Genomic DNA, 25,679 nt, shown 5'->3' with positions numbered 1-25,679 from the left:
ACGGCCCAGTGTTCATCAGCTCTTCCCGACGAGTTTCCCGTCCCCAGCGCAGAGGTGCCGCGACCCTGCGGCCGCGGCACCTTGTCCCTACCTGCCGACCAGGTCCACGGTCCTGCCCGCCCGCCGGGACTGGTCCACCCACTGGTCGATCGCCTGCCCGCAGGCCTGGTCGAGGTGCCGGACCCCGCTCAGGTCCATCCGGACGTGCTCCCGGTCCACGCGGTCGAGCTCGTCCAGCAGCACGGGCAACCGCAGGAACGTCGCGTTGCCGCGCAACGCCACGCCGTCCGGCGTCACGACGACCGACAGCCTGGACACGTCCCACGCCGTCTTGACGACCGCTGCCAGCAGGCCGGCCACGGTGCCGGTGAGCAGATCAGTACCCACGATGAGCCCTGCGGTGAGGACGAAGATGAAGCCCTCGGCCTTGTCCGTGCGCCACAACGCGACGACCTCGCCCAGCCCGAGCAGCTTCCACCCCGCGTGCACCAGAACCGCCGCCAGCACGGCGATCGGGATGAGCGTCAGCAACCCCGGCAGCAGCACCACGAACAGCAGCAGCCACACGCCGTGCAGCACCCTGGACGCCTTCGTCCGGGCTCCGGCCGACACGTTGGCCGAGCTGCGCACGATCACGGCCGTCATGGGCAACGCGCCGAGCAGGCCGCAGAGCGTGTTGCCCACGCCCTGCGCGACCAGTTCCTTGTTGTAGCGCGTGCGCGGCCCGTCGTGCATGCGGTCGACGGCGGCGGCGCTGAACATCGACTCGGCGGACGCGACGAGCGCGAACACGACCGCCGTGCCGATGATCCCGGTGTTCAGCAACGAGAAGTCGGGCAGGTGCACGTCCGACGACAACGTGCCGACGTTGATCCGGTCGACCGGCGAGGCGAACATCGCCGCCAGCCCGGTGCAGACGACCACGCCGACCAGGATGCCCGGTACGACGCGCATCGGGCTTCGCTGCCACAGCAGCATGATCAGCACGGTGAGCAGGCCGAGCGCCAGTGCGACCGGCGACACGACCAGGTGCCTGAGCTGACCGAGGATCAGCACCAGCCCGATGCCCGCGAGCATGCCCTGCACCACGGACGGGGAGATCGCGCGGAACCAGCGTCCGCACCTGGCTAAGCCCAGCGCCACCTGCAGCAGGCCGGCGCCGAGCACGATCACGCCCAGCGCCGCGATCCCGTGCCGGGAGACGGCGTCCGCCACCAACACCGTCAGACCGGCGGCCGGTCCGCTCACCTGCATCGTGCTGCCCGGCAGCAGGCCGACGACGATGCCACCGACCACGCCGGTCACGATGCCGAGTTCGGCCGGCACCCCGGACGCCACCGCCACGCCCACGCACAGCGGCAGCGCCACGAGGAACACGACGACCGATGCGCCGAGATCGGTCCAGTACTTCTTCATCACGTCGAAACCCCTACAGCGGAAGGAAAGCGTGCTCGGCACACGCGGAGACCTGGCCGGTCTCGATGTCGTAGAACCAGCCGTGGACGCGCAACTCCCCCGAGGCGACCTGGTCGGCCACGAACGGGTACGCCAGCAGGACGTCCAGCTGGGTGCGCACGTGGTCCTGTCCTTCCGCGCGCATCGCCGGGTCGGAGGACTTGCGCGCCCGCCCGGGACGCAGCCAGCCGCGCATGGCGGGCAGGTGATCGATGCCGCCGCCGTGCAACGCGCCGACCGCACCGCAGTGCGAGTGGCCACAGACGACGATCTCGCTGACGCCGAGTTGCAGCACGGCGAACTCGATCGTGGCCATCTCACTGGAGGGCGCGGCCAGCGAATAGGGCGGGATCACGTTGCCCGCGGTCCGGAGTTCGAACAACGAACCGGGCTCGGCACCCGTGATCGCGGCCGTCACGATGCGTGAATCGGCACACGTGATGAACATCGTGGTGGGTTGCTGGCCTGCGGCGAGCTTGCGGCCGAGCGCGCGGGAACGTGATGCGGCGTGTGCGCGGGCATGCTGAACAAAGCGATGGAAGTCCATGGGAGTCCCTCACTGCTAAGGAAGTGTTCGGTTGAATCGGGAAGTGGGGACCGATCAGTTACGGAACACCTGCAGTGCAGGGGGTGTTCGCCAGACCACTATTGGTTCGGCGTTGGACACGAGCGTGAGAACACCGGGAACGGCGCGCGGCGTGAATACCGTGAAGAAGGACGGAGCGGCCACGTTGGACGACCGGTCGACGGAGGTGACCAGCAGACGCAGGCGGCTCGTCTCGCGCTCCTCGCGCGGAGCTTCTTCCTTGGGGACAGAGGTCTTCGACTTCGGCGGCGGGGCGCCGACCGACACAGTGGACACGGCCGGGGTCAGCACGGCGCAGAGGGCGACGATGACAGCGAGAAGAACGCTGCGCATGCTCACACCCCCCGACCAAGTTGCTCTACAGCTACCAGTTTCGCCCAAACTGGACAACCTTCGCGATATACGAGACTGACTTTGCCCGCATCACACCCAAATTTCACCCGAAAGGGCTTCTGGTTCACGGAAACGTACGCATGCGCAGAGTGATCATCGCGCGTTGTAAATGTGCCGTTTAGTGGAAAACCGGCGACCGATCCCTGCCGGATCTGCACAATCGGTGACCGAATGCCAAAGGAGACCGTCGTGGCGAGGGTTTTCATCAGCCATGCGACCCAGAATGTGGTGATCGCGACACTGATCCGTGACTTGCTCGACCGTGACCACGAAAGTTTCCTGAAGTTCATCCCGACGACGGGATTCAGGTAGGTGAAGCGTCGCGTGAGCGTTTGCACCTCGAGTTGCGCGACCGCAGGCGCGCGGTCAGCCGGCTAGCGCGTGACGCCGAACTTCTCCTCCACCATCCGCCAGAACGCGGGCACGGCCTCGGCGACCGGGTGCTGCTCGATCACCCGGCGTCCCTGTCTGCGCTTCTTGCGGCCGTAGAAGGTCAGCACGAAGCAGCCGTCATCGACGGGTGCCATCGGTGACGGCGCGAGCACCTTGATCGTCTCGTAGTGCCCGTTCGGCGTGTCCAGCGACACCACGACGAGGTCGTGCATCGACGTTGTCACTCCCAGGCGGTCGGCCACGCCGCTGTCGAGCACGCTGGCGACGACGTCCCTCACGTACTGGTGCGAGGCGAAGCCGTCGTTCTCCCGGCGCAGCTCGTCGAACCACGCTGCCACCGCGTCCCAGGTCGTGCCGCCGAACTCGCCCTGGATCGACGCGAACGCGAGCGGAAACTCCTCCACGAACGCAGACCCTAGAGAAGGCGAACGCCCCGCGCGACGTCATTGTCGCGCGGGGCGTCATGCTGCTCTCCGCAGGTCGGACGCCGTTGTCAGACCACAGCGAGCGGAAGCTGGTTCGGGATGACCGGCGAAGGCAGGTTCGAGGAACCCGTGAGGAAACTGTCCACGGCGTTCGCCACGGACCGCCCCTCCGCGATCGCCCACACCACGAGGGAAGCGCCACGGTGGGCGTCCCCGCAGACGAACACGCCGGGCGCGGTCGTCTGCCAGTCGGAGCCGCACGAGATCGTGCCGCGCTGCGTCAGGGAGATGCCCAGGTCGTCGAGCAACCGCATGTGCTCGACGCCCTCGAAGCCGATCGCCAGCAGCACCATGTCCGCGGGCAGGACCTCGACCTCGTCGGTCAGCGGCACCACGCTGCGGCGGCCGGACGAGTCCTTCTCGACGCGTACCTGCTGCAGCTCGATGAAGCGCACGTGGCCGTCGTCGTCGCCCACGAAACGCTTGACCGCCACGGTGAAGCGGCGTTCGCCGGCCTCCTCGTGCGCGGGGTACGTGCGCAGGATGTGCGGCCACACCGGCCACGGCGAACGGTCGTCGTCGCGGACCGACGGGGGCATCGGGTACTGGTCGAGCTGCGTCACGGACAGCGCGCCCTCGCGGGTCGCGGTGCCGTAGCAGTCGGCGCCCGTGTCGCCGCCACCGATGACGATGACGTGCTTGCCCTCGGCCGAGTACGCGGACGGGCCGTCGCCTTCGACGGCGCGGTTCGCGGGGACCAGGTGGTCCATCGCGAGGTGCACGCCCTTGAGCTCACGTCCCGGAGTCGTCTTGTCGTCACGGCCGCGCAGCGCACCCACGGCGAGTACGACCGAGTCGAACTGGGCTCGCAGCTCCTCGACGGTGATGTCGACGCCGACCTCGCAGCCGGTGACGAACCTGGTGCCCTCGCGGCGAAGCTGCGACAGGCGGCGGTCGAGGATCTTCTTCTCCATCTTGAACTCGGGGATGCCGTACCGCAGCAGGCCACCGAGCCGGTCGTCCCGTTCGTACACCACGACCTCGTGGCCCGCGCGGGTCAGCTGCTGCGCGGCGGCGAGTCCGGCGGGGCCGGAACCGACGATCGCGACGCGCTTGCCGGAGGACACCGTCGCCTGGGCCGGCTGCACGTAGCCGTTCTCCCAGGACACGTCCGCGATGGTCTCCTCGACCCGCTTGATCGCGACGGCACCACCGGCGTCGTGCGAGATCGCCAGCACGCAGGCGGCCTCACACGGTGCCGGGCACAGACGACCCGTGAACTCCGGGAAGTTGTTGGTGGCGTGCAAGCGGTCCGAGGCGAGCTCCCAGTCGCCGCGGCGCACCAGGTCGTTCCACTCGGGGATCAGGTTCCCGAGTGGACAGCCCGCGGTTCCGCTGTGGCAGAAGGGAATGCCGCAGTCCATGCACCGCGTCGCCTGCGTGCGCACGGCGGCGTTGCGCTCGGGAGGTTCCTCGCGGAGGTAGACCTCGTTCCAGTCCTGCAGTCGATCCGGCTTCGGACGCTTCGGCGCGTCGGACCGGGTGTACTTCATGAATCCCTGTGGATCAGCCACGAGACGCCTCCATGACAGCCGCGTCAACGTCCCGGCCCTCGGCGCGGGCGAGGCGCATGGCCTCGAGAACGCGCTGGTAGTCACCGGGCATGACCTTCGTGAACGCACCGGCCCGACGGGTCCAGTCACCGAGCAGCGACGCGGCGACGGCAGAGCCCGTCGCCTTGTGGTGCTTGGTGACGGCGTCCTTGAGCCAACGCAGGTCCTCGGCGCTGAGGCGCTGCAGATTCACCATCTCCTGGTTCACCGACAGGGGATCCAGGTCGAGCACGTACGCGATGCCGCCGGACATGCCGGCCGCGACGTTCCGTCCGGTCGGCCCGAGCACCACGGCCCGGCCACCGGTCATGTATTCGAACGCGTGGTCGCCCACACCCTCCGCCACCAGCAATGCGCCGGAGTTGCGGACGCAGAAGCGTTCGCCGACCCGGCCGCGCAGGAAGATCTCACCGGACGTGGCGCCGTAGCCGATCACGTTGCCCGCGATCACCTGCTGCTCGGCGCGGAACGGCGCGTCGTCGTGCGGCCGGACGATGATCCGCCCGCCGGACAGGCCCTTGCCGACGTAGTCGTTCGCGTCGCCGACCATCTCCAGCGTGATGCCGCGCGGCAGGAACGCGCCGAGCGACTGGCCGGCCGACCCGGTCAGCTTGACCCGGATCGTGTCGTCCTCCAGGCCCTCGCCGCCGAAGCGGCGGGTGACCTCGGCGCCGAGCAGCGTGCCGACCGTGCGGTTGACGTTGCGGACGGGCAGTTCCAGGGTGACCTGGTGCGCGTCCTCCAGCGCCGCCTCGGCGAGCTGGATCAGCGTGCGGTCCAGTGCCTTGTCGAGGCCGTGGTCCTGGTCGCGGACCTTGCGCTTCGCCGTCGGGTACGGGGTCTGCGGCACCTCGAAGACCGGGGCCAGGTTCAGGCCTTCGGTCTTCCAGTGCTCGATCGCCTCGTCCTTGTCGAGCAGCTCCGCGTGACCGACGGCCTCGTCGATCGTGCGGAAGCCCAGCTCGGCGAGGATCTCCCGGGCCTCCTGCGCGATGAACTCGAAGAAGTTCACGACGTGGTCGGCCTGGCCGGTGTAGCGGGCGCGCAGGTCGGGGTTCTGCGTGGCGACGCCGACCGGGCACGTGTCCAGGTGGCAGACGCGCATCATCACGCAGCCCGCGACGATCAGCGGCGCCGTGGCGAAACCGAACTCCTCGGCACCGAGCAAAGCCGCGACCACGACGTCCCGGCCGGTGCGCATCGCGCCATCGACCTGGACGGTGATGCGGTCGCGCAAACCGTTGAGCAGCAACGTCTGCTGGGTCTCGGCAAGACCGATCTCCCAGGGCGTGCCGGCGTGCTTGAGCGAGTTCATCGGCGAAGCGCCGGTGCCGCCGTCGTAGCCGGAGATCAGCACGACGTCCGCGTGCGCCTTGGCGACACCCGCCGCGACCGTGCCCACGCCGATCGACGAGACGAGCTTCACGTGAACCCGTGCCTGCTCGTTCGCGTTCTTCAGATCGTGGATGAGTTGCGCCAGATCCTCGATCGAGTAGATGTCGTGGTGCGGCGGCGGCGAGATCAGGCCGACACCCGGCGTGGAGTGCCGGGTGCGCGCGATCCACGGGTAGACCTTGAAGCCGGGCAGCTGGCCACCCTCGCCGGGCTTCGCGCCCTGAGCCATCTTGATCTGGATGTCCGTGGCGTTCACGAGGTACTCGCTCGTGACGCCGAACCGTCCACTCGCGACCTGCTTGACCGCGGAACGACGCTCCGGGTCGTACAGGCGCTCCCTGTCTTCACCGCCCTCGCCACTGTTGGACCGGCCACCGAGCCGGTTCATCGCGATGGCAAGGGTTTCGTGCGCCTCGGCCGAGATCGAGCCGTACGACATGGCGCCGGTGTTGAAGCGCTTGACGATCGAGCTCACGGGCTCGACCTCGTCGATCGGGATCGGCGTGCGGCCCTCGTTACGGAACTTGAACAGCCCGCGCAACGTGCCGCCCTGCCGGGAGATGCGCTCGACCTCCGCCGTGTACTGGCGGAAGACATCTTCCTTGCGCGTCTTCGTGGCGTGCTGCAACAGGAACACCGTCTCCGGCGTGAACAGGTGCAGCTCGCCCTCACGGCGGTACGAGTACTCGCCTCCGACATCGAGCCTGCGGTGCGCGCGGTCGGTCGGGTTGTCCGGGTACGCGCGGCGGTGGCGCAGCGCCACCTCCTCGGCGAGCACCTCCAGGCCGGCGCCGCCGAGCTTCGACTGCGTGCCGGTGAAGTACTCGTCCAGCAGGTCGTTCGACAGGCCGACCGCCTCGAAGATCTGCGCCGCGGTGTAGGCGCCGACGGTCGAGATGCCCATCTTCGACATGATCTTCAGGACGCCCTTGACGAGCGCCTTGACGTAGTTGCGCACGGCCTTGTGCGCGCGCACGCCGGTGATGGCGCCCTGATTGATCAGGTCCTCAATCGTCTCGAACGCGAGGTACGGGTTCACCGCGGCGGCGCCGTAGCTCAGCAGCGCGGCGACGTGGTGGACCTCGCGGCAGTCACCGGACTCGACGACGAGCGCGACGCGCAGGCGTTCCTTGGTGCGCACCAGGTGGTGGTGCACCGAGGAGACGAGCAGCAGCGACGGGATCGGCGCCATGCGGTGGTCCGAGTCGCGGTCGGACAGCACCAGCGTCCGGGCGCCGTTCGCGATGGCCTCCGACGCCTCGCGACGCACGCGCTCGATCGCGGCGGCGAGCGCCTCGCCGCCACCGTCCACCTCGTACAGTCCGGAGAGGACGGTGCAGGCGAAGCCCGGCAGGTCGCCGTCGTCGTTGATGTGGATGAGCTTGGCGAGCTCGTCGTTGTCGATGACCGGGTAGTCGAGCGTCACGTGGCGGCACGAGACGGGGCCGGGGTCGAGCAGGTTCTGCTCGGGGCCCATCACGCGCTTGACGGACGTGACGATCTCTTCGCGGATCGCGTCCAGCGGCGGGTTCGTGACCTGCGCGAAGTTCTGCACGAAGTAGTCGTAGAGCAGCCGGGAGCGCTGGCTGAGCGCCGCGACCGGGGTGTCCGTGCCCATCGAGGCCAGCGGCTCCATACCCATGATCGACATGGGCGTGAGCAGGATCCGCAGCTCCTCCTCGGTGTAGCCGAAGGTGAGCTGGCGGCGCACGACGGACTCGTGGCTCTGCACCACGTGCTCGCGGTCCGACAGGTCGGCGAGGTCGAGCAGGCCGGCGTGCAGCCACTCGTCGTAGGGCGAGTCCGAGGCCAGCGACGACTTGAACTCGTCGTCGTCGATGATGCGGCCCTGCGTGGTGTCCACCAGGAACATGCGGCCGGGCTGCAGGCGACCCTTCGCGACGACCTGGTCGGACGGCACGTCGAGCACACCGGTCTCGGAGGCCAGCACGACCCGGCCGTCGGCGGTCTGCCACCAGCGGGCGGGGCGCAGTCCGTTGCGGTCGAGCACCGCGCCGACGAGCTCGCCGTCGGTGAACGTGACACAGGCCGGACCGTCCCACGGCTCCATCAGCGACGCGTGGAACTGGTAGAACGCGCGGCGCTTCGGGTCCATCGTGGCGTGGTTCTCCCACGCCTCCGGGATCATCATCAGCACCGCGTGCGGAAGGCTGCGGCCGCCGAGGTGCAGCAGCTCCAGCACCTCGTCGAACGACGCCGAGTCTGAGCCGTCCGGGTTGCAGATCGGGAACAGCCGGGCGAGGTCGCCCGGGATGAGTTCGCTGTCCAGCAACGCCTCGCGGGCACGCATGCGGTTGCGGTTGCCGCGGACGGTGTTGATCTCACCGTTGTGCGCGACGAACCGGAACGGGTGCGCGAGCGGCCACGAGGGGAAGGTGTTCGTGGAGAAACGACTGTGCACCAACGCGATCGCCGAGTAGAGGCGCTCGTCGTGCAGGTCGGGGAAGAACGCCGGCAGCTGCTCGGTCGTCAGCATTCCCTTGTAGACGATCGTGCGCGCCGACAGGGAAGGGAAGTAGACGCTGCCCTCGTGCTCGACCCGCTTGCGCAGGCAGAAGGCCAGGCGGTCCAGGCCGATCCCGGCCTCGTCGCGCGTGCCCTTCACGAAGAGCTGCGCGAAGTGCGGCGCCACCGACATCGCGGTCGGGCCGACGTTCGCCTTCTCCGGGTCGACCGGGACGTCGCGCCAGCCGAGAACGACGAGGTTCTCCTCTTCCGCGATGCGCTCGATCTCCTGCATCGCGGTAGCGCGTTCTTCGGAGTCAAACGGCAGGAAAGCGATTCCCGCCGCGTACCGGTCGCGTTCCGGGAGCTCGAACTCGACCACAGCACGCAGGAACTCGTCCGGCAGCTGCAAAAGAATGCCAGCACCGTCGCCCGACGTGGGCTCGGCGCCGGCGGCGCCTCGGTGCTCCAGGTTCGCCAGCGCCGTCAGGGCATCACTCACGATGCCGTGCGAACGCCTGCCCTGGATGTCGGCCACCATGGCGACGCCGCACGCGTCGCGCTCATCAGCCGGGTCGTAGAGACCCTGGGGGCCGGGGATGGCGGAGAAGATCACTGCGCAGACCTCCTTCGTCGTCCTCGCTAAAGAACAAAGTCCTCGTGCTCAGACCTCGAACCAACAGGTGGGAGCACGGGACGACGATGGCCCGCGTGTTGACGCGACTTTAACAGCCGCGAAACCCAGGGACACCCGCCAATGGGTGATCTAGGTCATGGAACTGTAACGATTCCCGGCTGGAGAACGACATTGCGTCCAACGTCGGCGTTCGTTACAGCCGGGTAAGCGTAACCGAACGTTCAACTCCGGCCAGCGCGATGAGAGTTGCGTGACATTCCCGGTTTGCCAGTGGATGAGCTGGGTACGGAGACGTTCTGGCTGGTCAGCCGCCTGCCGTCTCAGTTAGCGGACGCTCACGTCACCGGAACCCGATTGCCCGCGCACCGTCCATTCAGGCAAATCGCGATTGTTCCCCACCAAACGAGACCGAGGCCCCGTTCACCCCGCGCCGCATGCGGGGAGAGCGGGACCTCGGCATACATGGAGGTCTGAGGTCACATGGCTGGAGGCGGGAAGAGTCGCCTCCAGCCACGGACGCCTCAGTGAGCCGCGACCGGCTCCCTGCCGGACTCCGCGTGCTCCTTCTCCAGCAGGTCGTCCACGTCGACCAGGTCCGGGTTGTCGAGCACCTCGTTCAGGCGGTCCTTGTCGAGGGCCTTCTGCCAGGCGGCGACGACCAGGGAACCCACACCGTTGCCGATCAGGTTGGTGATGGCGCGGGCCTCGGACATGAAGCGGTCGATGCCGACGATCAACGCGATGCCGACCGCGGGAATGGCCGAGTGCGCCTCGAACGCCTGCAGCGAGGCGGCCAGGGTGACGAGGCCGGCGCCGGTGACGCCCGCGGCGCCCTTCGACGCGATCAGCATGAACAGCAGCAGGCCGATCTGGACACCGATCGACACGTCGTGGCCGGTGGCCTGGGCGATGAAGATCGCCCCCATGGTCAGGTAGATGCAGGTGCCGTCGAGGTTGAACGAGTACCCGGTCGGAATGGTGAGGCCGACGACCGACTTCTGCGCGCCCGCCGCCTCCAGCTTGATCATCATGCGCGGCAGCACCGACTCGCTGGACGAGGTGCCGAGCACGATCAGGATCTCGTCCTTGATGTAGCGCAGGAACTTCAACAGGCTGAAACCCGCGATCCGTGCCACGACGCCGAGCACCACGACGACGAACAGGATGCAGGTGGCGTAGAAGGACCCCATCAGCCACAGCAGCTTGCCGAGGATGCCGCCACCGAACTTGCCGACCGTGTAGGCGATGCCGCCGAACGCGCCGATCGGGGCCGCGTACATGACGATCTTGATGATGCCGAACATCACCTTGGAGAGGGTCTCCATCGCGGAGACGACCTTGGCACCGCGTTCGCCCATGCCCGCCACGGCGACGGCAACGAGGATCGCGATGACGAGGACCTGGATCAGCTGTCCGTCCGTGAACGCGCTGACGAACGACTTGGGCACCAGGCTCAGGATGAAGCCGGTGACACCGGTTTCCGCGGTGGTCGCGGACTTCAGCGTGTCCTGGGCCGCGGCCTCGTTCAGCGCGATCTCACCTCCGTGGTGACCCGGCTGCACGATGTTGACGACGACGAGGCCGATCGCCAGTGCGAGCGCGGTCATCGCGGTGAAGTAGAGGATCGTGCGGAGTGCGAGGCCGCCTGCCTTGGCGAGGTTGCCGAGGCCCGCGATGCCCACGATGATCGTCGCGAAGATGGTCGGCGCGATGACGACCTTCACGAGGTTCACGAACAGGTCGGCGAGCCACTTCATCTCGGACGCCTGTTTGGGGAACAGGAAGCCGACGGCAGCGCCCAGCACGATGGAGACCAGCACCCAGAAGTAGAGGTGCTTGTAGATCGGTTTGCGCCCTGTGGTCGTGGTGGCCACTGTTCCTCCTTGAACTACGTGTTGGGAGAGAGAGTGAGCCGCGCCACCAGGCCCGACAAGCCGACCAGAGGAAACTTCAGACAGCCCTGACGTAACAGCTAGGCTTCGTCGGTGTCGCTCAGCCGTCGCACGCTTCTGCTAGGGGCCGGACTGGCTCTCGCCGGGTGCACCCCGCGCAGGGTCGAGGCACCCGCTGAACTGGTGCTCGCGACCGGTCCTGACGGCGCGGTGTTCCGCGAGGTCGGAGGGGCTCTGGCGGCCGCGCTGGCGGAGCAGTTGCCCGGTACGAGGGTCACCGCGATCCCGACCGCCGCGTCGGTGGAGAACCTCCAGTTGTTGCGATCGGGTGAAGCCCAGCTCGCGCTGTCCTCTTTGGACCCGATCGACGTCCCGCAGAGCGTCCGCGCGGTCGGCCGGCTCTACGACAGCTTCATGCAGATCGCGGTCCCGGCGGCGTCGCCGATCCACACCTTCGGCGATCTGGCCGGCAAGCGGATCTCGTTGGGCCCCATCGGTTCCGGCACGGAGTTCACCGCCGAGCGGATGCTGGAGTTCTTCGGCCTGTCCGCAATGGACGAACGCATGGCGCACGCCGAGGCGTCCCGGCGCGTCGCGAACGGGTCACTGGACGCGATGCTGGCGCTGACCGGCATCCCGACGCCCGCGATCACCGATCTGCAGGGCAACGTGCGGCTGGTCGACATCCCGCTGGAGGCGGTCAGGCTCGCCGAGAAGTACAAGGGCCCCTACATCCCGGCGACGATCCCCAGCACCACCTACGAGGACGTGCCGGCGAACCAGACGTTCGCGGTGCCGAACCTGTTGCTGGCGCGCGAGTCGCTGAGCGCGGACGTCGTGGAGGTCGTGACGCGCACGGTGTTCACCGAGACCGCGCGGATCGTGGAGGGCCACCCGGAGGCGTCGCGGATCAACGTCCGCACCGGCATCGCGACCGGCCTCGTGCCGCTGCACGACGGCGCTATGCGCTGGTTCCGTTCCGTGAAGCGCTGAGGGCGACCTTCACGTCCAGTCCCGGGTCCGCGTCGTGCAGGGTGAGCGTGCCGCCTGCCGATTCGATCAGCTCGGCGCAGATCGCGAGCCCCATCCCGGTGCCCGCGATGTTCTGGTGCTTGGTCGCGCGCCAGAACCGTTGCAGCGCGAGCTCGCGTTCCTCGGCGCTCAGGCCGTCGCCGTTGTCGACGACGTGCAGCTCACCGTGCTTGCCGGTGATCGTGATCTCGGTGGCGTTGGCGAGCCGGATGGCGTTGCTGACGAGCTCGTCGAGCACGCTGCCGAGGCCGCCGGGCGGTTCCTGCATGGTGAGGCCCGCCGGCACGTCGATCTTCAGCGTGACACCGGACCGGCTCGCGAGCGCCTGCCAGGCCGCCCGGTGCGTCGTGAGCAGCTGGTCGATCTCGACGGGCTCGGTCTGCCGCGCGCTGTCGAGCCGGGTCGCGGCGAGCAGCGTGTCGAGCACGCGCCCCATCTCCTCGGCCTCCTCGACCGCGATCTGGTGCGCTTCCCGCGCGAGGTCGCCGTCCACGTGCGGTTCGAGGTTGTCCACGGCGAGCCGGAGACTCGCCAGCGGGTTCCGCAGCTGGTGCGACGCGTCGGCCACGAACGCCTTCTGCCTGTTCAGAGCCTTGCCGACGACGTCGACCATGGTGTTGAAGCTGCGCGCGAGCCTGCGGAGCTCCTGCGGCCCGCCGACCTCGTCCGCCCGCACGTCCAGGTTGCCCGCGGCCACGGCGGCGGTGGCCTCGTCGAGCCTGCCGACCGGCCTGAGCACCCACCGCGACATGGGCCAGGCGGCGGCGACCACGGCCAGCATCGGCGCGAGCCCGGCCAGCGCCATCAACCCCCACTGCCGCAACACCTCGGTCCGCAGGCCCCGCGTCTGCGAGATGGTGACGACCGCGGCCACCACCTCGCTGTCCCGCCCGACCGGCTCGACGACGACCATCGGCCCGGTGCGCCACGGCCAGCCCGTGTACTCCGGCTCGGGCCGCACACCGCCGTTCAGTGCCGTGTTCAGCGACTTCGTGACCTCGCGGTCGCTGCTGGGGTCGAACCCCTGCCGTGACGCCAGCAGGATCCGCTTGTCGGCGCTGACCAGCGCGACCGGGATGTCGTAGAGGTTGTCGTAGCGCTGGATCTCCTGGCTCAGCGCCTCCAGCCGGTCCGACTGCAACGCGCTCTCGCCGAGCGCCGCGAACCTGCTCGCGTCGCTGAGGCGGTCGAGGTAGGTCGTCTGGGTCTCACGCTGCACGACCGCGGACGCCAAGGGGATGCCGAGCGCCGCGACCAGGGCGACGAGCAGCGGAACGGTGATGACGAGCAGTCGGCGGAGCATCGGTGGTGATTGTTCCGCAACAGCCTGTGGATGTCTCTCGGACACTCGTCACGCGGCGAGCCGGTAGCCCACTCCCCTGACCGTCTCGATCTTGACGTGGCCGCCGAGCTTGCCGCGCAACGCCGCGATGTGCGTGTCCAGCGTCCGCGACGGCGCCTCCCAGTGCGCCTGCCACACCTGGTCCACGATGAAGTCGCGGCTCACCACCTCGCCCTTGCGGGTCGCGAGGAGCGCGAGGAGGTCGAATTCCTTGCGCGTCAGCGAGAGCGGCTCACCGTCCACTGTGGCGATCCGCGTCGAGGCGATGATCCGCAGTGGACCGATCTGGATCGGCCCCTCGGCCTCCGGCTCCGCGCGGTGCGTACGCGTCCTCCTGAGGACGGCCTCGATCCGGGCGAGGAGCTCGGACGTGCCGAACGGCTTCACCACGTAGTCGTCGGCCCCGGCCCGCAGGCCGAGCACGCGTTCACGTTCCTCGCCGCGCGCGGTCACCGTGATGACGGCGGTGCCCGGCCGGTGCCGCAACTCGCGCAGCACGTCCAGGCCGTCGCCGTCGGGCAGGCCGAGGTCGAGCAGCACCACGTCGGCGGGCGCGGCACGCAGCGCGTCGGCGGCCGTGGCCACCCGATGCACCTCGTAGCCCGCGTGCCGCAGCGCGGTCAGCAGGCCTCGGGCCACCCGGTCGTCATCCTCGACGACGAGCACGCGCACAGATCACTCCGGTTTGACGGATTCCGGGGAGTTCTTCTTGTCCTTCTCGGCGGCGTCGTCCTCGCTGTCCCCGGCGACGCCCGTGTCCTCAACGGCTTCCGCTTCGGCCGCTTCCGCCGTCTCTGCCACGGGATCTCCGCCGGTGCCGCGCAGCGCAGCGACGTCCTCACGCTCACCGCGGGACTTGGCGATGATGAAGTACGCGACCGCGCCGATGAACACGATCGCCGACACGAACACGTTCACGCGCGTGCCGAAGATCAGCGTCGCCTCGTCGGTGCGCATGAGCTCGATCCAGAACCGGCCGGCCGTGTAGCCCGCGACGTAGAGCGCGAAGACCCGGCCGTGGCCCAGCCGGAACTTCCGGTCGGCCCACACGATCAGCAGCGCGACACCGAGGCTCCACAACATTTCGTAGAGGAACGTCGGGTGCACGACCTGGATCGGCGTGTGGTCGATGGCGACGCCCGCCAGCGCGTCCTCGCGCCCATCGGGCGTGACGCGGCGATAGATCTCAAGCCCCCACGGCAACGTCGTGTCGCCGCCGTAGAGCTCCTGGTTGAAGTAGTTGCCGAGCCGCCCGATGGCCTGCGCGACGAGGATGCCGGGCGCGAGCGCGTCCGCCATCGCCGGCAGCGGAATGCCCCTGCGGCGGCACGCGATCCAGGCACCGACGGCACCGAGCGCGATGGCACCCCAGATACCGAGGCCACCGTTCCAGATCTCCAGCGCCTCGAGCGGGTTCTTGCCCGGCCCGAAGTACTTCTGGTAGTCGGTGATGACGTGGTACAGCCGCCCGCCGACGAGGCCGAACGGCACCGCCCACACGGCGATGTCCGTGACCTCGCCCTTGATGCCGCCGCGGGCGACCCAGCGGCGCTCACCCCACCAGATGGCGGTGACGATGCCGGCGATGATGCACAGCGCATAGGCCCTGATGGGGAGCGGACCGAGGTACCAAACACCGCGGTCGGGACTCGGGATCGTGGCCAGAAGGGCGTCCAACACGGCGCCCACCGTACCGGTCGGCCTGTGAGCGTCCCGTGGGGGCGCACGATCGTTATCGAGCCCGAACCCTGTCGGTGCCGATCACTAGAATAGAAATTGGGGGTACCCGGCCTGGCGCGTGTGTGTGGTAGCTGCGCATAGGCGCGTTGGGCTCGCCTTCCGGGACGCCGGGCTGTGCACCTGAGATCCGCTCGTCGGACGGCGGAACGGTGCCCGTTCATCCACCTTCGACCGCCTGTCCAGCGGGGCCGAACTCGCGATCCCGGGTAGTGATCGCGGAGACCAGGCTGGGGACGCTTCCCCGATCCGGGGCTTTCTGCTTCGCCCACCGCGGAGTTCGAGCGCCGCGTCTACTCCGCAGGCCACTGTGATCACTGCCGCTCGCGGCCTGCCCGCCGCTGGCCCCGATCCTCGGGTGCTCGTGATCGCTGAACCGCGATACTCGGACGCGGTCTGGGCGGACTCCCGAAAGGTCGGACATGACGGTCCTGGTGGTCGGCGGCGGTATCGGCGGGCTGGCGACGGCGCTCGGGCTCGCGCGGGCCGGGGTGCGGGTGACGGTGCTCGAGGCCGCGGCGGCGTTCGAGGAGATCGGCGCCGGCATCCAGGTCGGGCCCAACGGGTTCCGCATGCTCGACGCGCTGGGCGTGGGCGCCGCGGTGCGGGCTCGGGCCGTGCACGTGGACGAGTTGCGATTGCGGTGCGGGGTGTCCGGGCGACAGATCGCCGGGTTGCCGATCGACGCGGGCTTTCGGGAGCGGTTCGGCACCTATGCGGTGGTGCACCGCAACGACGTGCTCGGCCCGTTGCTCGACGCCTGCCGGCACGACAAGCGGATCAACCTCCGGGTGAGCAGTGGCGTCGAGGCCTACGCGCAGGACGCTGACGGGGTCACTGCGGTGCTGCGGTCGGGCGACCTCGTGCACGGGGAGGCACTGATCGGCGCGGACGGGCTGCGGTCGGCGGTGCGGCGGCAACTCGTGGGCGACGGGGATCCGCAGGTGTCCGGGCACACGACGTTCCGCGCGGTCATTCCCTCGCGGAACGTGCCGCAGTCGTTGAAGGAGAACGTCGTCACGCTGTGGGCGGGACCGCGCTACCACGTCGTTTGGTACGTGATCGCCGGCGGACGGTACGTGAACCTCGTGGCCACCGCGGACAACGCGGCAACGGAGCCCATGAACGGCAAGCCCGTCGAGCACGCCGAGGTGATGCAGCACTTCACGCCGGTGTGCGACGACGCGACTCGGATCATGGGACTCGCCGACGAGTGGCGCACGTGGGTGCTGTGCGACCGCAGGCCGATCACGAACTGGCAGGACTCACGCGTCGTGCTGCTCGGAGATGCCGCCCATCCCGTGCTGCAGTACGCCGCGCAGGGCGCCTGTCAGGCGTTGGAGGACGCCGTCTGCCTCTCCTCCGTGTTCGATCCTCAGGACGTGGCCGGCTCTTTTGCTCGGTACGTGACGCTCCGCTCGGAGCGGACCGCGCGCGTCCACCACGCCTCGAGGTCGATGGGGCGGGAGGTCTATCACCCAGCCGGCGGTGCGGCTGCGGCCCGTGACGCGATGTTCGCCTCGTGGACCGTCGCCGACCTGCACGAACGGCTGGAGTGGCTCTACGGCTAGGAGGGCAGCTCGATCGTGACCGGGAACGGCCGGTCGAACGTCAGCACCCCGGCCTTACTGCGCGCGATCTCGACGTACTCACCTTCTTCGTTGAGTTCGAGCAGCGTCGCCTCGACAACCTTCTTCGACGGGTCGATGATCAAGTAGTAGGGAACTGCGGCTTCCGCATACACATGACGCTTGAGCACCAGGTCGTTCATTCGCGTGCTCTTGGAGAGCACCTCGCCTGCCAGCACAAGGTTCGACACCGGGAACGTGATGTCTGCATCACATGGCTTCACCACTGTGAAGTCCGGGATCAGCAAGCGGCCGGTCGACAGCGAGACGTTGAGCTCGACAGTCGCCTCGAACTGCGCCGGACATGCACGATCCAGCGCAACGAACACTTTGCCCACTAGCCGCTGGTGCCGGTAACTCCCCAACGGGCTCACGAGAAGCATCCCGTCGACGAGTTCGATGCGTTGACTGTGATCTTCCGGCAATGCGAGGACGTCTTTGAGCGTCCAAGGCCCTTCATGGTTGGGCAGCAGGAAATCGGGCTGAACTTCGGCTGGCGCCGCCACTGGGCATCACCTCCGTTGACCGCCTGCGTACCACCAGTGTGGCACGTCGAGCGGATGGCTGGCTTGTGCATGAACCCAACGATCGCAGCTCAGACCGACAGCCAACGGGGTTTTGACCCCAATCGACCCAGGATTCACTCGATCAGGTGTTCGAATCCATGTCATGCTCTTGGAGGAACGTCAAAGGCTCCGAAAGGAGGCAAGGCTCCCGACAACTTCATACCCGCCATCCCGACAACCACTCGATGGCGAGCACAGCGTTCAACCAATTCAAGCAGTTCCGCGCCACCCGACAACCAAAAGGTGAAGCCGCCGCTGCAGAGGCGGCTTCTCAAGCAGCGCAAAGCAAAACCGCCCGGCCGGCAGGCCGAGCGGCTTCACGGAGCAAAGGAGGTTCAGACGGGAGCGACAGCCGATCGCACACCCTGGGCGAGGTCAGCGGCCAGCGCGCGCACCGCGGCGTCGCTCTCACCTGCGGCCGTCACGAACGCCGACCCGACGATGACGCCGTCCGCGAACCCGGCGATCTCGGCGGCCTGTGCACCGGACCGCACACCCAGCCCGACACCGACGGGCAGCGTGGTGTGCTCGCGGACCCGCGCGACGAGAGCGGGAGCGGCGGACGACACGACGTCACGGGCGCCCGTGACGCCCATGACCGCGGTGGCGTAGAGGAAACCGGACGAGGCACGCGCGGTCATCGCGATGCGCTCCTCGGTCGACGACGGCGCCACCAGGAAGGTGCGGTCGAGGCCGTGCGCGGCCGAAGCCGCCATCCAGTCCTCGGCCTCGTCCGGCACGAGGTCGGGCGTGATGATGCCGAGCCCACCGGCGGCGGCGAGGTCACGCGCGAACGCGTCGACGCCATAACGCAGCACCGGGTTCCAGTACGTCATCACGACCGCACGCCCACCGGCGTCGGCAACGGCAGCTACCACGTCGAACAGGTCCCGCACGCGGAAGCCCGCGGACAGCGCCTGCTCGGCGGCGGCCTGGATCGTCGGGCCGTCCATCACCGGGTCGGAGAACGGCAGGCCGACCTCGACCAGATCGCACCCTGACTCGATCATCGAACGGAGGTGGTCCTTGGAACCCTCGACCGTGGGGAAACCCGCGGGCAGGTAGCCGATCAGCGCGGCACGCGACTCGGCCCGCGCGGTGGCGAACACGTCAGACAACGACATCAGGCCTGTCCCCCGTCAGCGAGGCCGAAGTACTTCACGGCCGTGTCCATGTCCTTGTCACCGCGGCCGGAGAGGTTCACGACCAGGAGTCCGTCCGGTCCCAGCGACGGTCCGAGCTTCAGCGCGCCCGCGAGCGCGTGTGAGGACTCGATCGCCGGGATGATGCCCTCGGTGCGCGAGAGCAGGGCGAACGCCTCCATGGCCTCGGCGTCGGTGACCGGGAAGTACTCGGCGCGGCCGATGTCCTTCAGGTGCGAGTGCTCGGGACCCACGCCGGGGTAGTCGAGGCCGGCGGAGATCGAGTGCGCCTCGGTGATCTGGCCGTCCTCGTCCTGCATGACGTACGACATCGCGCCGTGCAGGGAACCGGGCGTGCCCGCCGTCAGCGTCGCGCCGTGGCTGCCGCTGTCCAGGCCGGAGCCGCCGGGCTCGACGCCGACCAGGCGGACGTCCGTGTCGTCGATGAAGCCGTGGAAGATGCCGATCGCGTTCGAGCCGCCGCCGACACAGGCGACGACGGCGTCGGGCAGGCGCCCGGCCTTCTCGAGGATCTGCTCGCGCGCCTCGATGCCGATGATCCGGTGGAAGTCGCGGACCAGCAGCGGGAACGGGTGCGGGCCCGCGGCGGTGCCGAGCAGGTAGTGCGTGTCGTCGACGTTGGCGACCCAGTCGCGCAACGCCTCGTTGATCGCGTCCTTCAGGGTGCGCGACCCGGACTTCACCGGGATGACCTCGGCGCCCAGCAGACGCATGCGGGCGACGTTGAGCGACTGGCGCTCGGTGTCGACCTCGCCCATGTAGACGACGCAGTCGAGACCGAGGAGCGCGCACGCGGTCGCCGTCGCCACGCCGTGCTGGCCGGCGCCGGTCTCCGCGATCACGCGCTGCTTGCCCATGCGCTTGGTCAGCAACGCCTGGCCGAGCACGTTGTTGATCTTGTGGGAACCCGTGTGGTTGAGGTCCTCACGCTTGAGCCACACCCGCGTACCGGCGTGCTCCGCGAACTTCGGGGCCTCGGTCAGCAGCGACGGACGGCCCGCGAAGTCCCTCAGGAGGCGCTTGAACTCGTTCACGAACTCCGGGTCGAGCCGCGCCTTGTCGTACTCGGCGGCCAACTCGTCCACCGCGGCGATCAGGGCCTCCGGGACGAACCGGCCGCCCCACGGGCCGAAGTGGCCACGCGCGTCGGGATCATGCGGTGTGGGCGTGAACTGGCCCATCGGGTAACTCCTCTGGCGCTTGGATCAACCGTGCCCTACCGGCTGGGCCGGGGGCACGCGGGGTGTGAGCCCGCGGTCACGAGCTTGTTCACGGCGGCCTTGGGGTCTCCGCTGGTCACCAGGCTTTCGCCGACGAGCACCGCGTCGGCACCCGCGCCGGCGTACGACATCAGGTCGCCGGGCCCGGTCACACCAGACTCGGCGATCTTGATCGTCTCGAAGGGTAGACCCGGAGCGATCCTGCCGAAAACGTCTTTGTCGACCTCCAACGTGTGGAGGTTGCGCGCGTTCACGCCGATGACCGACGAACCCGCCTCCAGCGCGCGGTCGGCCTCCTCGGCCGTGTGCACCTCGACGAGCGCCGTCATGCCGAGCGACTCGACGCGGTCGAGCAGCGACACGAGCGCGTTCTGCTCCAGCGCGGCCACGATCAGCAGCACCACGTCCGCACCGTGCATGCGCGCCTCGTGCACCTGGTACGGCGACACGATGAAGTCCTTGCGCAGCAGCGGGATCTTCACCGCCCGGCGCACCGCGTCGAAGTCCGCCAGCGACCCGCCGAAGCGGCGCTGCTCGGTCAGCACGCTGATCACCGACGCGCCGCCCGCCTCGTAGGCGGACGCAAGCTCGGCCGGCTCCGGGATCTCCGCCAGTGCGCCCTTGGAGGGGCTGCGGCGCTTGACCTCGGCGATGACACCCACGTTCGGCCCGCGCAGCACCGACAGCACGTCGAGCGGCGGAGTGGCCTTGGCGGCCTGCTCCTTCACGTCGGCGAAGGGCAACTTGGCCTCGCGAGCGGCGAGATCCTCACGCACACCTTCGAGGATCGACTCGAGAACCGTCACAGTGTTGTTCCCCTTCCCGCTATGGGGATGCTAACCCCGCCGGAGTAACGCCCCAGCCACCGGGGTTCAAGTGTCCCCGCAGCTAACCAAGGCCGTACACGTGTCACATGCACGAACGTGCGTGAATGATCTTCACTCGTTCGAGGCCGTCCTGCCAGGGGTCGTATCGTCGGTCGGATCATCCCCGCGCTCCAGCGCGCGCCACATGTCCGTCTCGGGGTCGTGCGCGCGGGTCTTCTGCCCGCCCACCCCGATCTTCGGCATCCGGGCCCCCAGCGCCACCAGAAGCGCGCCGGAGGCCACCACGAGCACGCCTCCGGCGATCGCCATCCAGTGGCCGGAGAACGCCCCGGCGATGCCGACGACGACCAGCAACGCGCCGAGCACCCGGCGCGTCACCCCGCTCAGCGCGACGACCGCCGCGACGGCCGCTAGGCAGAGCAACGCGACCGGCACCGAGCCGGCACCCCAGAAGGCACCCGCCGCGCCCACGAGCAGGAGCGCGGCGATCCACAGCGGCGAGCTAGCTTTCAACTGCCGGCGCCATCGTCTGCGCGGTGGCGATCGCGGCCAGCACCGCGCCCGCCTTGTTCAGGCACTCGTTGTCCTCGGCCAGCGGGTCCGAGTCGGCCACGATGCCGCCACCGGCCTGCACGTACGCCACCCCGTCGCGCACCAGGGCGGTGCGGATGGCGATGGCGGTGTCCGCGTCCCCGGCGAAGTCGAAGTAGCCGACGACGCCGCCGTAGAGGCCGCGGCGCGTGGGCTCCAGTTCCTCGATGAGCTCCATCGCGCGCGGCTTGGGCGCCCCGGACAGCGTGCCGGCCGGGAAGCAGGCCGCGACCGCGTCGTAGGCCGTCTTGCCCTCGGCCAGCTCACCGGTCACGGTCGACACGATGTGCATGACGTGGCTGTACCGCTCGACCTTGAAGAAGTCGACGACGTGCACCGAACCCGGCTTGCAGACGCGCCCCAGGTCGTTGCGGCCGAGGTCGACGAGCATCAGGTGCTCGGCGCGTTCCTTGTGGTCCGCGAGGAGGTCCTTCTCCAGCAGGGCGTCTTCCTCGGGGTCCTCGCTGCGCCAGCGGGTGCCCGCGATCGGGTGCGTGGTCGCCTTGCCGTCGCGCACCGTGACCAGCGACTCGGGGCTGGACCCGACGATGTCGAACCCGTCGAGGCGCAGCAGGTACATGTACGGGCTGGGGTTCGTCGCGCGCAGCACCCGGTAGATGTCGAGCGCGTCGGCGTCCGTGTCGATCTCGAACCGCTGCGACACGACGATCTGGAACGCCTCGCCCGCCCGGATGGCCTCCTTGGCCTTCTCGACGGCCGCGAAGTGCTCGGCCTGCGAGCGCCGGCGGCGGAACTCCGGCTTGGGCCGAGAGAACACGGCGGCCGTCGGCGGCGCGGGGGTGTGCAGCGCCGTCGTCATCTCGTCGAGGCGGCGCACCGCGTCGTCGTACGCGGCGTCGACCCGCTCGGCCGAGTCGTCCCAGTTGATCGCGTTCGCGATGAGCGTGACGGTGCCCTCGTGGTGGTCGAGCGCGGCGAGGTCGGTCGCCAGCAGCATGACCAGCTCGGGGATCTTCAGGTCGTCCTCGGCGATGACGGGCAGCCTCTCCAGCCGCCGCACCGCGTCGTAGCCGATGTAGCCGACCATGCCGCCGGTCAGCGGGGGCATGCCGGGCAACGGGTCCGTGCGCAGCACCTCGATGGTCTCGCGCAACGCCTCCAGCGGGTCGCCGCCGTCAGGCAGGCCGACGGGCCGCGTACCCGTCCAGAACGCCTCACCGCCCGTCGCCGTGAGCGCGGCCGTCGACCGCACGCCGATGAACGACCAGCGCGACCAGGACCGCCCGTTCTCCGCCGACTCGAAGAGGAACGTGCCGGCCTGACTGGCCCCGAGCTTGCGGTACAGGCCGACCGGGGTCTCCGCGTCCGCGAGCAGCTTGCGGACCACCGGGATGACCCGGCGGTTGACCGCGAGCTCGCGGAACTCCTCACGCGTAGGACTCACAGTCCCCAGACCAGCGGCGGCCACAGCCCCGATGACGCTCACCATGCCGACAATTGTTGCATAAATTCAACATATGTTGAACTATGGCCCACGTGGAGCAAGTCAACCAGAAACGCCGAGGCCGCCGTGCCGCGGGCGAGGACACCAAGGCCGCGCTCGTCGCAGCGGCCCGCGAGGTGTTCGTGGAGAAGGGCTACGACGGCGCCACGGTACGCGCGATCGCCGCCAAGGCAGGCGTGGACGCCGCGATGGTCAACCACTGGTTCGGCGGCAAGGAAGGCCTGTTCGCGCAGTCGGTGCTGCAGCTCCCGTTCGACCCGGCCGAGATCCTCAAGCGCATCCTCGACGGCCCGGCCGAAGAGGCGGGCGAACGCATCGTGCGCACCTTCGTGACGGTGTGGGACGCGACCGGCGGGGGCACGTTCGCGGCCCTGATCCGCAGCGTCACCAGCCAGCCGGAGGTGGCGGGCGCGCTGAAGTCGTTCCTCATCAACGCGATCTTCAAGAACGTGCTGACGGCGCTCGACGCCGAGCAGCACGAACTCCGGGCCACCTTGTGCGCGACCCAGATGGTCGGCCTCGGCATCGTCCGGTACGTCGTGCAGTTCGAGCCGCTGGCGTCGACCGATCTGGAGACGGTGGTCCGCACTGTCGCCCCGAACCTCCAGCGCTACCTCACCGGCGACCTGGACTAGAGCATCACGCGTCGGCGAGCAGCACCGTGGCGTCGAAGCACGTGCGGTCGCCCGTGTGGCAGGCGGCGCCGGCCTGGTCGACGGTCAGCAGCAATGTGTCGCCGTCGCAGTCGAGCCTGACCTCGTGCACGTACTGGGTGTGCCCGGAGGTCTCGCCCTTCACCCACAGCTGCCGGCGGCTGCGCGAGTAGTACGTCGCGCGGCGGGTGGTGAGGGTGCGGTGCAGTGCCTCGTCGTCCATCCACGCCACCATGAGCACCTCACCGGTGCCGCGCTGCTGGGCGACCGCGCACACCAGGCCGTCCGGGGTGCGCTTGAGCCTGTCGGCGATGGCGGGATCGAGCGGGTTGCTCAACGGGGACCTCCCAGGTGTTCACGAGCCGGTCCGGTGTTGAGCAGGACCACTCCGTAGATGTGCACAGCGGACAGCACTCCGGACGCGACGCGGGCCCACGCCGGCCCCTCTGCCAGCACGATGACGAGGTGCAGCAGAGCGACGAGGACGAACACGATCATCGCCGGGTAGTGCATGAACCGGAGCCTGATGAGCAGCGCCGCCGCGACGGGCAGCTCGAGGATCGCGATGAACGACGGCAGCTTCAGCACGTCCGCGTCACCGGTCGAGCGCCACAGGACCAGGCCGATCACGAAGAACGCCAGGGCGCCACCGAAGGCGACCGCCGAGGCGACCCGCACCTCGACCGGTTTCATCGCACCACGACGCCGGCCTGACGCAGGCCGTCCTTGACCTCGCTGATGCGGAGCTGGCCGAAGTGGAAGACGCTCGCGGCGAGCACGGCGTCGGCGCCCGCGGCGACGGCCGGCGGGAAGTGGTCGATCGCGCCCGCGCCACCGCTCGCGATCAGCGGGACGTCGACCTCGCGGCGCACCAGTTCGAGGAGTTCGAGGTCGAAGCCGGCCTTGGTGCCGTCGGCGTCCATCGAGTTCAGCAGGATCTCGCCGACGCCCAGCTCCTGGCCCTTCGCGGCCCAGGCGATCGCGTCGATGCCGGTGCCGTTGCGACCGCCGTGCGTCGTGACCTCGAAGCCGGTGCCGCCGGGCACCCGCCGTGCGTCGACCGACAGCACGATGCACTGCGCGCCGTACCGCTGCGAGCACTCCTTGAGCAGCTCGGGGCGTGCGATGGCGGCGGTGTTGAGGCTGACCTTGTCCGCGCCCGCGCGCAGCAGCTTGTTGACGTCCTCGGGGCTGCGCACGCCGCCGCCGACCGTGAGGGGGATGAACACCTGCTCGGCCGTGCGGCGGACGACGTCGAACGTCGTCTCCCGGTCGCCGCTGCTGGCCGTCACGTCGAGGAACGTCAGCTCGTCCGCGCCCTCGGCGTCGTACGCCCTGGCAAGCTCGACGGGATCGCCCGCGTCGACGAGGTTGGTGAAGTTGACGCCCTTCACCACCCGGCCGCGGTCGACGTCGAGACAGGGGATGACACGGACCGCGACTGACATGCGGGAAAGCCTACAAGGCAGGCCCGGCGACTACGCTGCGGCGCCATGATCACCGAGTTGGGCGAGGGCAAGTACCTACTGCTGACGACGTTCCGCAAGGACGGCACCCCGGTACCCACTCCGGTCTGGGTCGTGCCGGGCGAGAACGACGACGTCATCTACGCCTGGAGCGCGCGGGACACCGGCAAGGTCAAGCGGATCCGCCGCAACGGCGACGTGGAGATCGGGCCGTGCGACGTCCGCGGCAACCCGAAGGGTGAGTCGGTCAAGGCGCACGCGGCCCTGGTGGACGACGACGAGAGCGACGTCGTGCGGTCGCGGATCTCGAAGAAGTACGGGCTGTTCGGGTGGTTCACGGTGTTCGGCAGCAAGCTTCGGCGCGGGCGGACCGGGTCGGTGGGCATCCGGATCACCGGGGCGAGCTGACCGGTAGACGCCCGCCACACCGGCCAATCAACACCCGTCAGTCAATGTCGAGTCAACGTTGATCCGGCTCATCAACCTTGACGACGTCGGTCCACCGTCGACAACGCCGATCCACGTCGACGGACACCCAATCCACGCCTACGCCATCAGTCCACGCTGACGATGCCGATCCACGTTGACTCAACGTTTGATTGGTGCTGGATCAACATCGACAGAGCCTGAATCAATGTGAAGTTGACGCTGCCAGCAACTCATCAGCCAATGACAACGTTGTCTTCCGTGCATGTTGACGAGCCAGGTCAACGTTGATTTGGCGCGTCCATGTC

At 68.8% G+C, this 25,679-nt stretch carries 24 protein-coding genes; 5 read left to right on the top strand and 19 right to left on the bottom strand.

All coding sequences use genetic code 11. The features are described 5' to 3' along the window. Nucleotides 1-87: 87 nt before the first annotated feature. Genes BLR21_RS27295 through BLR21_RS27285 form a run of 3 tightly spaced genes read right to left on the bottom strand, consistent with a single transcriptional unit; the run spans nt 88 to nt 2,374 of the window. Complete coding sequence (locus BLR21_RS27295; protein ID WP_090009881.1) at nt 88-1,416, bottom strand: SulP family inorganic anion transporter; 1,329 nt, start codon at nt 1,414-1,416, stop codon at nt 88-90. A 13-nt stretch (nt 1,417-1,429) separates the two neighbouring features. Beyond that, complete coding sequence (locus tag BLR21_RS27290; protein ID WP_090009878.1) at nt 1,430-2,002, bottom strand: carbonic anhydrase; 573 nt, start codon at nt 2,000-2,002, stop codon at nt 1,430-1,432. A 54-nt stretch (nt 2,003-2,056) separates the two neighbouring features. Then, nucleotides 2,057-2,374 (bottom strand): hypothetical protein, encoded by a 318-nt coding sequence (locus BLR21_RS27285; RefSeq protein ID WP_030477009.1) that lies wholly within the window; start codon nt 2,372-2,374, stop codon nt 2,057-2,059. Between the two features lie 249 nt (nt 2,375-2,623). Here BLR21_RS27285 and BLR21_RS44015 point away from each other — a divergent pair, with 249 nt between their 5' ends. After that, nucleotides 2,624-2,746, top strand: a complete 123-nt coding sequence (locus BLR21_RS44015) for a hypothetical protein (protein WP_256334964.1) — start codon at nt 2,624-2,626, stop codon at nt 2,744-2,746. Between the two features lie 62 nt (nt 2,747-2,808). Here the strand turns inward: BLR21_RS44015 and BLR21_RS27280 are convergent, their stop codons facing one another. The 4 genes from BLR21_RS27280 to dctA all read right to left on the bottom strand — a co-directional run bounded on the left by BLR21_RS27280 (nt 2,809) and on the right by dctA (nt 11,237). Further along, nucleotides 2,809-3,231 (bottom strand): hypothetical protein, encoded by a 423-nt coding sequence (locus BLR21_RS27280; protein ID WP_090009872.1) that lies wholly within the window; start codon nt 3,229-3,231, stop codon nt 2,809-2,811. Nucleotides 3,232-3,320: 89 nt separating this feature from the next. Then, the gene (locus BLR21_RS27275; RefSeq protein WP_090009868.1) at nt 3,321-4,826 is read right to left on the bottom strand and encodes a glutamate synthase subunit beta; all 1,506 of its coding nucleotides are present in this window, start codon (nt 4,824-4,826) and stop codon (nt 3,321-3,323) included. Continuing rightward, the gene (gltB, locus tag BLR21_RS27270) at nt 4,819-9,342 is read right to left on the bottom strand and encodes a glutamate synthase large subunit (RefSeq protein ID WP_090009865.1); all 4,524 of its coding nucleotides are present in this window, start codon (nt 9,340-9,342) and stop codon (nt 4,819-4,821) included. Before gltB ends, BLR21_RS27275 begins: the two co-directional genes overlap by 8 nt. A 542-nt stretch (nt 9,343-9,884) precedes the next feature. Beyond that, nucleotides 9,885-11,237: a C4-dicarboxylate transporter DctA gene (dctA, locus tag BLR21_RS27265; RefSeq protein WP_090009863.1), complete on the bottom strand. Its 1,353-nt coding sequence runs from the start codon at nt 11,235-11,237 to the stop codon at nt 9,885-9,887. Between the two features lie 111 nt (nt 11,238-11,348). Here dctA and BLR21_RS27260 point away from each other — a divergent pair, with 111 nt between their 5' ends. Continuing rightward, nucleotides 11,349-12,248, top strand: coding sequence for a TAXI family TRAP transporter solute-binding subunit (locus BLR21_RS27260; RefSeq protein ID WP_090009860.1), 900 nt, complete (start codon nt 11,349-11,351; stop codon nt 12,246-12,248). Here the strand turns inward: BLR21_RS27260 and BLR21_RS27255 are convergent. The 3 genes from BLR21_RS27255 to lgt are packed head-to-tail and all read right to left on the bottom strand — an operon-like array spanning nt 12,217 to nt 15,306. Beyond that, nucleotides 12,217-13,590: a sensor histidine kinase gene (locus BLR21_RS27255; protein WP_090009857.1), complete on the bottom strand. Its 1,374-nt coding sequence runs from the start codon at nt 13,588-13,590 to the stop codon at nt 12,217-12,219. The genes BLR21_RS27260 and BLR21_RS27255 overlap by 32 nt on opposite strands. A gap of 48 nt (nt 13,591-13,638) precedes the next feature. Beyond that, entirely contained in the window at nt 13,639-14,301 is a 663-nt protein-coding gene (locus BLR21_RS27250; RefSeq protein ID WP_090009853.1) for a response regulator transcription factor, read from the bottom strand. 3 nt (nt 14,302-14,304) lie between these two features. Then, nucleotides 14,305-15,306 carry a prolipoprotein diacylglyceryl transferase gene (lgt, locus tag BLR21_RS27245; RefSeq protein ID WP_090010036.1) on the bottom strand — a complete coding sequence of 334 codons (1,002 nt, stop codon included), beginning with the start codon at nt 15,304-15,306 and terminating at the stop codon, nt 14,305-14,307. Nucleotides 15,307-15,788: 482 nt separating this feature from the next. Between lgt and BLR21_RS27240 the strand changes: the two genes are divergently transcribed. Continuing rightward, nucleotides 15,789-16,937 (top strand): FAD-dependent monooxygenase, encoded by a 1,149-nt coding sequence (locus BLR21_RS27240; protein ID WP_090009850.1) that lies wholly within the window; start codon nt 15,789-15,791, stop codon nt 16,935-16,937. Here the strand turns inward: BLR21_RS27240 and BLR21_RS27235 are convergent. The 6 genes from BLR21_RS27235 to BLR21_RS27210 all read right to left on the bottom strand — a co-directional run bounded on the left by BLR21_RS27235 (nt 16,934) and on the right by BLR21_RS27210 (nt 22,811). Then, the gene (locus tag BLR21_RS27235) at nt 16,934-17,500 is read right to left on the bottom strand and encodes a Uma2 family endonuclease (protein WP_090009847.1); all 567 of its coding nucleotides are present in this window, start codon (nt 17,498-17,500) and stop codon (nt 16,934-16,936) included. The genes BLR21_RS27240 and BLR21_RS27235 overlap by 4 nt on opposite strands. Before the next feature lie 395 nt (nt 17,501-17,895). Beyond that, the gene (trpA, locus tag BLR21_RS27230) at nt 17,896-18,684 is read right to left on the bottom strand and encodes a tryptophan synthase subunit alpha (protein WP_090009844.1); all 789 of its coding nucleotides are present in this window, start codon (nt 18,682-18,684) and stop codon (nt 17,896-17,898) included. Continuing rightward, nucleotides 18,684-19,904, bottom strand: coding sequence for a tryptophan synthase subunit beta (trpB, locus tag BLR21_RS27225; RefSeq protein WP_090009841.1), 1,221 nt, complete (start codon nt 19,902-19,904; stop codon nt 18,684-18,686). The genes trpA and trpB overlap by 1 nt, the downstream gene beginning before the upstream one ends. A gap of 35 nt (nt 19,905-19,939) precedes the next feature. Continuing rightward, nucleotides 19,940-20,749 (bottom strand): indole-3-glycerol phosphate synthase TrpC, encoded by an 810-nt coding sequence (gene trpC, locus BLR21_RS27220; protein WP_090009839.1) that lies wholly within the window; start codon nt 20,747-20,749, stop codon nt 19,940-19,942. A 132-nt stretch (nt 20,750-20,881) separates the two neighbouring features. Further along, nucleotides 20,882-21,283 carry a Trp biosynthesis-associated membrane protein gene (locus BLR21_RS27215; protein ID WP_090009836.1) on the bottom strand — a complete coding sequence of 134 codons (402 nt, stop codon included), beginning with the start codon at nt 21,281-21,283 and terminating at the stop codon, nt 20,882-20,884. Further along, complete coding sequence (locus BLR21_RS27210; RefSeq protein WP_090009833.1) at nt 21,273-22,811, bottom strand: anthranilate synthase component I; 1,539 nt, start codon at nt 22,809-22,811, stop codon at nt 21,273-21,275. Before BLR21_RS27210 ends, BLR21_RS27215 begins: the two co-directional genes overlap by 11 nt. 47 nt (nt 22,812-22,858) lie before the next feature. Here BLR21_RS27210 and BLR21_RS27205 point away from each other — a divergent pair, with 47 nt between their 5' ends. Then, nucleotides 22,859-23,461 (top strand): TetR/AcrR family transcriptional regulator, encoded by a 603-nt coding sequence (locus BLR21_RS27205; protein ID WP_420843913.1) that lies wholly within the window; start codon nt 22,859-22,861, stop codon nt 23,459-23,461. A gap of 4 nt (nt 23,462-23,465) precedes the next feature. On the opposite strand, the gene hisI is transcribed toward BLR21_RS27205, so the two are convergent. Genes hisI through hisF form a run of 3 tightly spaced genes read right to left on the bottom strand, consistent with a single transcriptional unit; the run spans nt 23,466 to nt 24,927 of the window. Beyond that, entirely contained in the window at nt 23,466-23,816 is a 351-nt protein-coding gene (hisI, locus tag BLR21_RS27200; RefSeq protein ID WP_030477025.1) for a phosphoribosyl-AMP cyclohydrolase, read from the bottom strand. Further along, a complete protein-coding gene (locus tag BLR21_RS27195; protein WP_090009828.1) occupies nt 23,813-24,172 on the bottom strand; it encodes a hypothetical protein in 360 nt (119 codons plus the stop codon). The genes hisI and BLR21_RS27195 overlap by 4 nt, the downstream gene beginning before the upstream one ends. Continuing rightward, nucleotides 24,169-24,927, bottom strand: a complete 759-nt coding sequence (gene hisF / locus BLR21_RS27190) for an imidazole glycerol phosphate synthase subunit HisF (protein WP_090009824.1) — start codon at nt 24,925-24,927, stop codon at nt 24,169-24,171. The genes BLR21_RS27195 and hisF overlap by 4 nt, the downstream gene beginning before the upstream one ends. Nucleotides 24,928-24,972: 45 nt before the next feature. Between hisF and BLR21_RS27185 the strand changes: the two genes are divergently transcribed. Continuing rightward, nucleotides 24,973-25,353: a PPOX class F420-dependent oxidoreductase gene (locus BLR21_RS27185; RefSeq protein WP_090009820.1), complete on the top strand. Its 381-nt coding sequence runs from the start codon at nt 24,973-24,975 to the stop codon at nt 25,351-25,353. Nucleotides 25,354-25,679 lie beyond the last annotated feature (326 nt).

This window comes from Lentzea albidocapillata subsp. violacea (assembly GCF_900100275.1).
GTDB lineage: Bacteria > Actinomycetota > Actinomycetes > Mycobacteriales > Pseudonocardiaceae > Lentzea > Lentzea violacea.
Note: the sequence above shows the minus strand (reverse complement) of the source record. Positions and strands in the feature narration are given on the sequence as shown.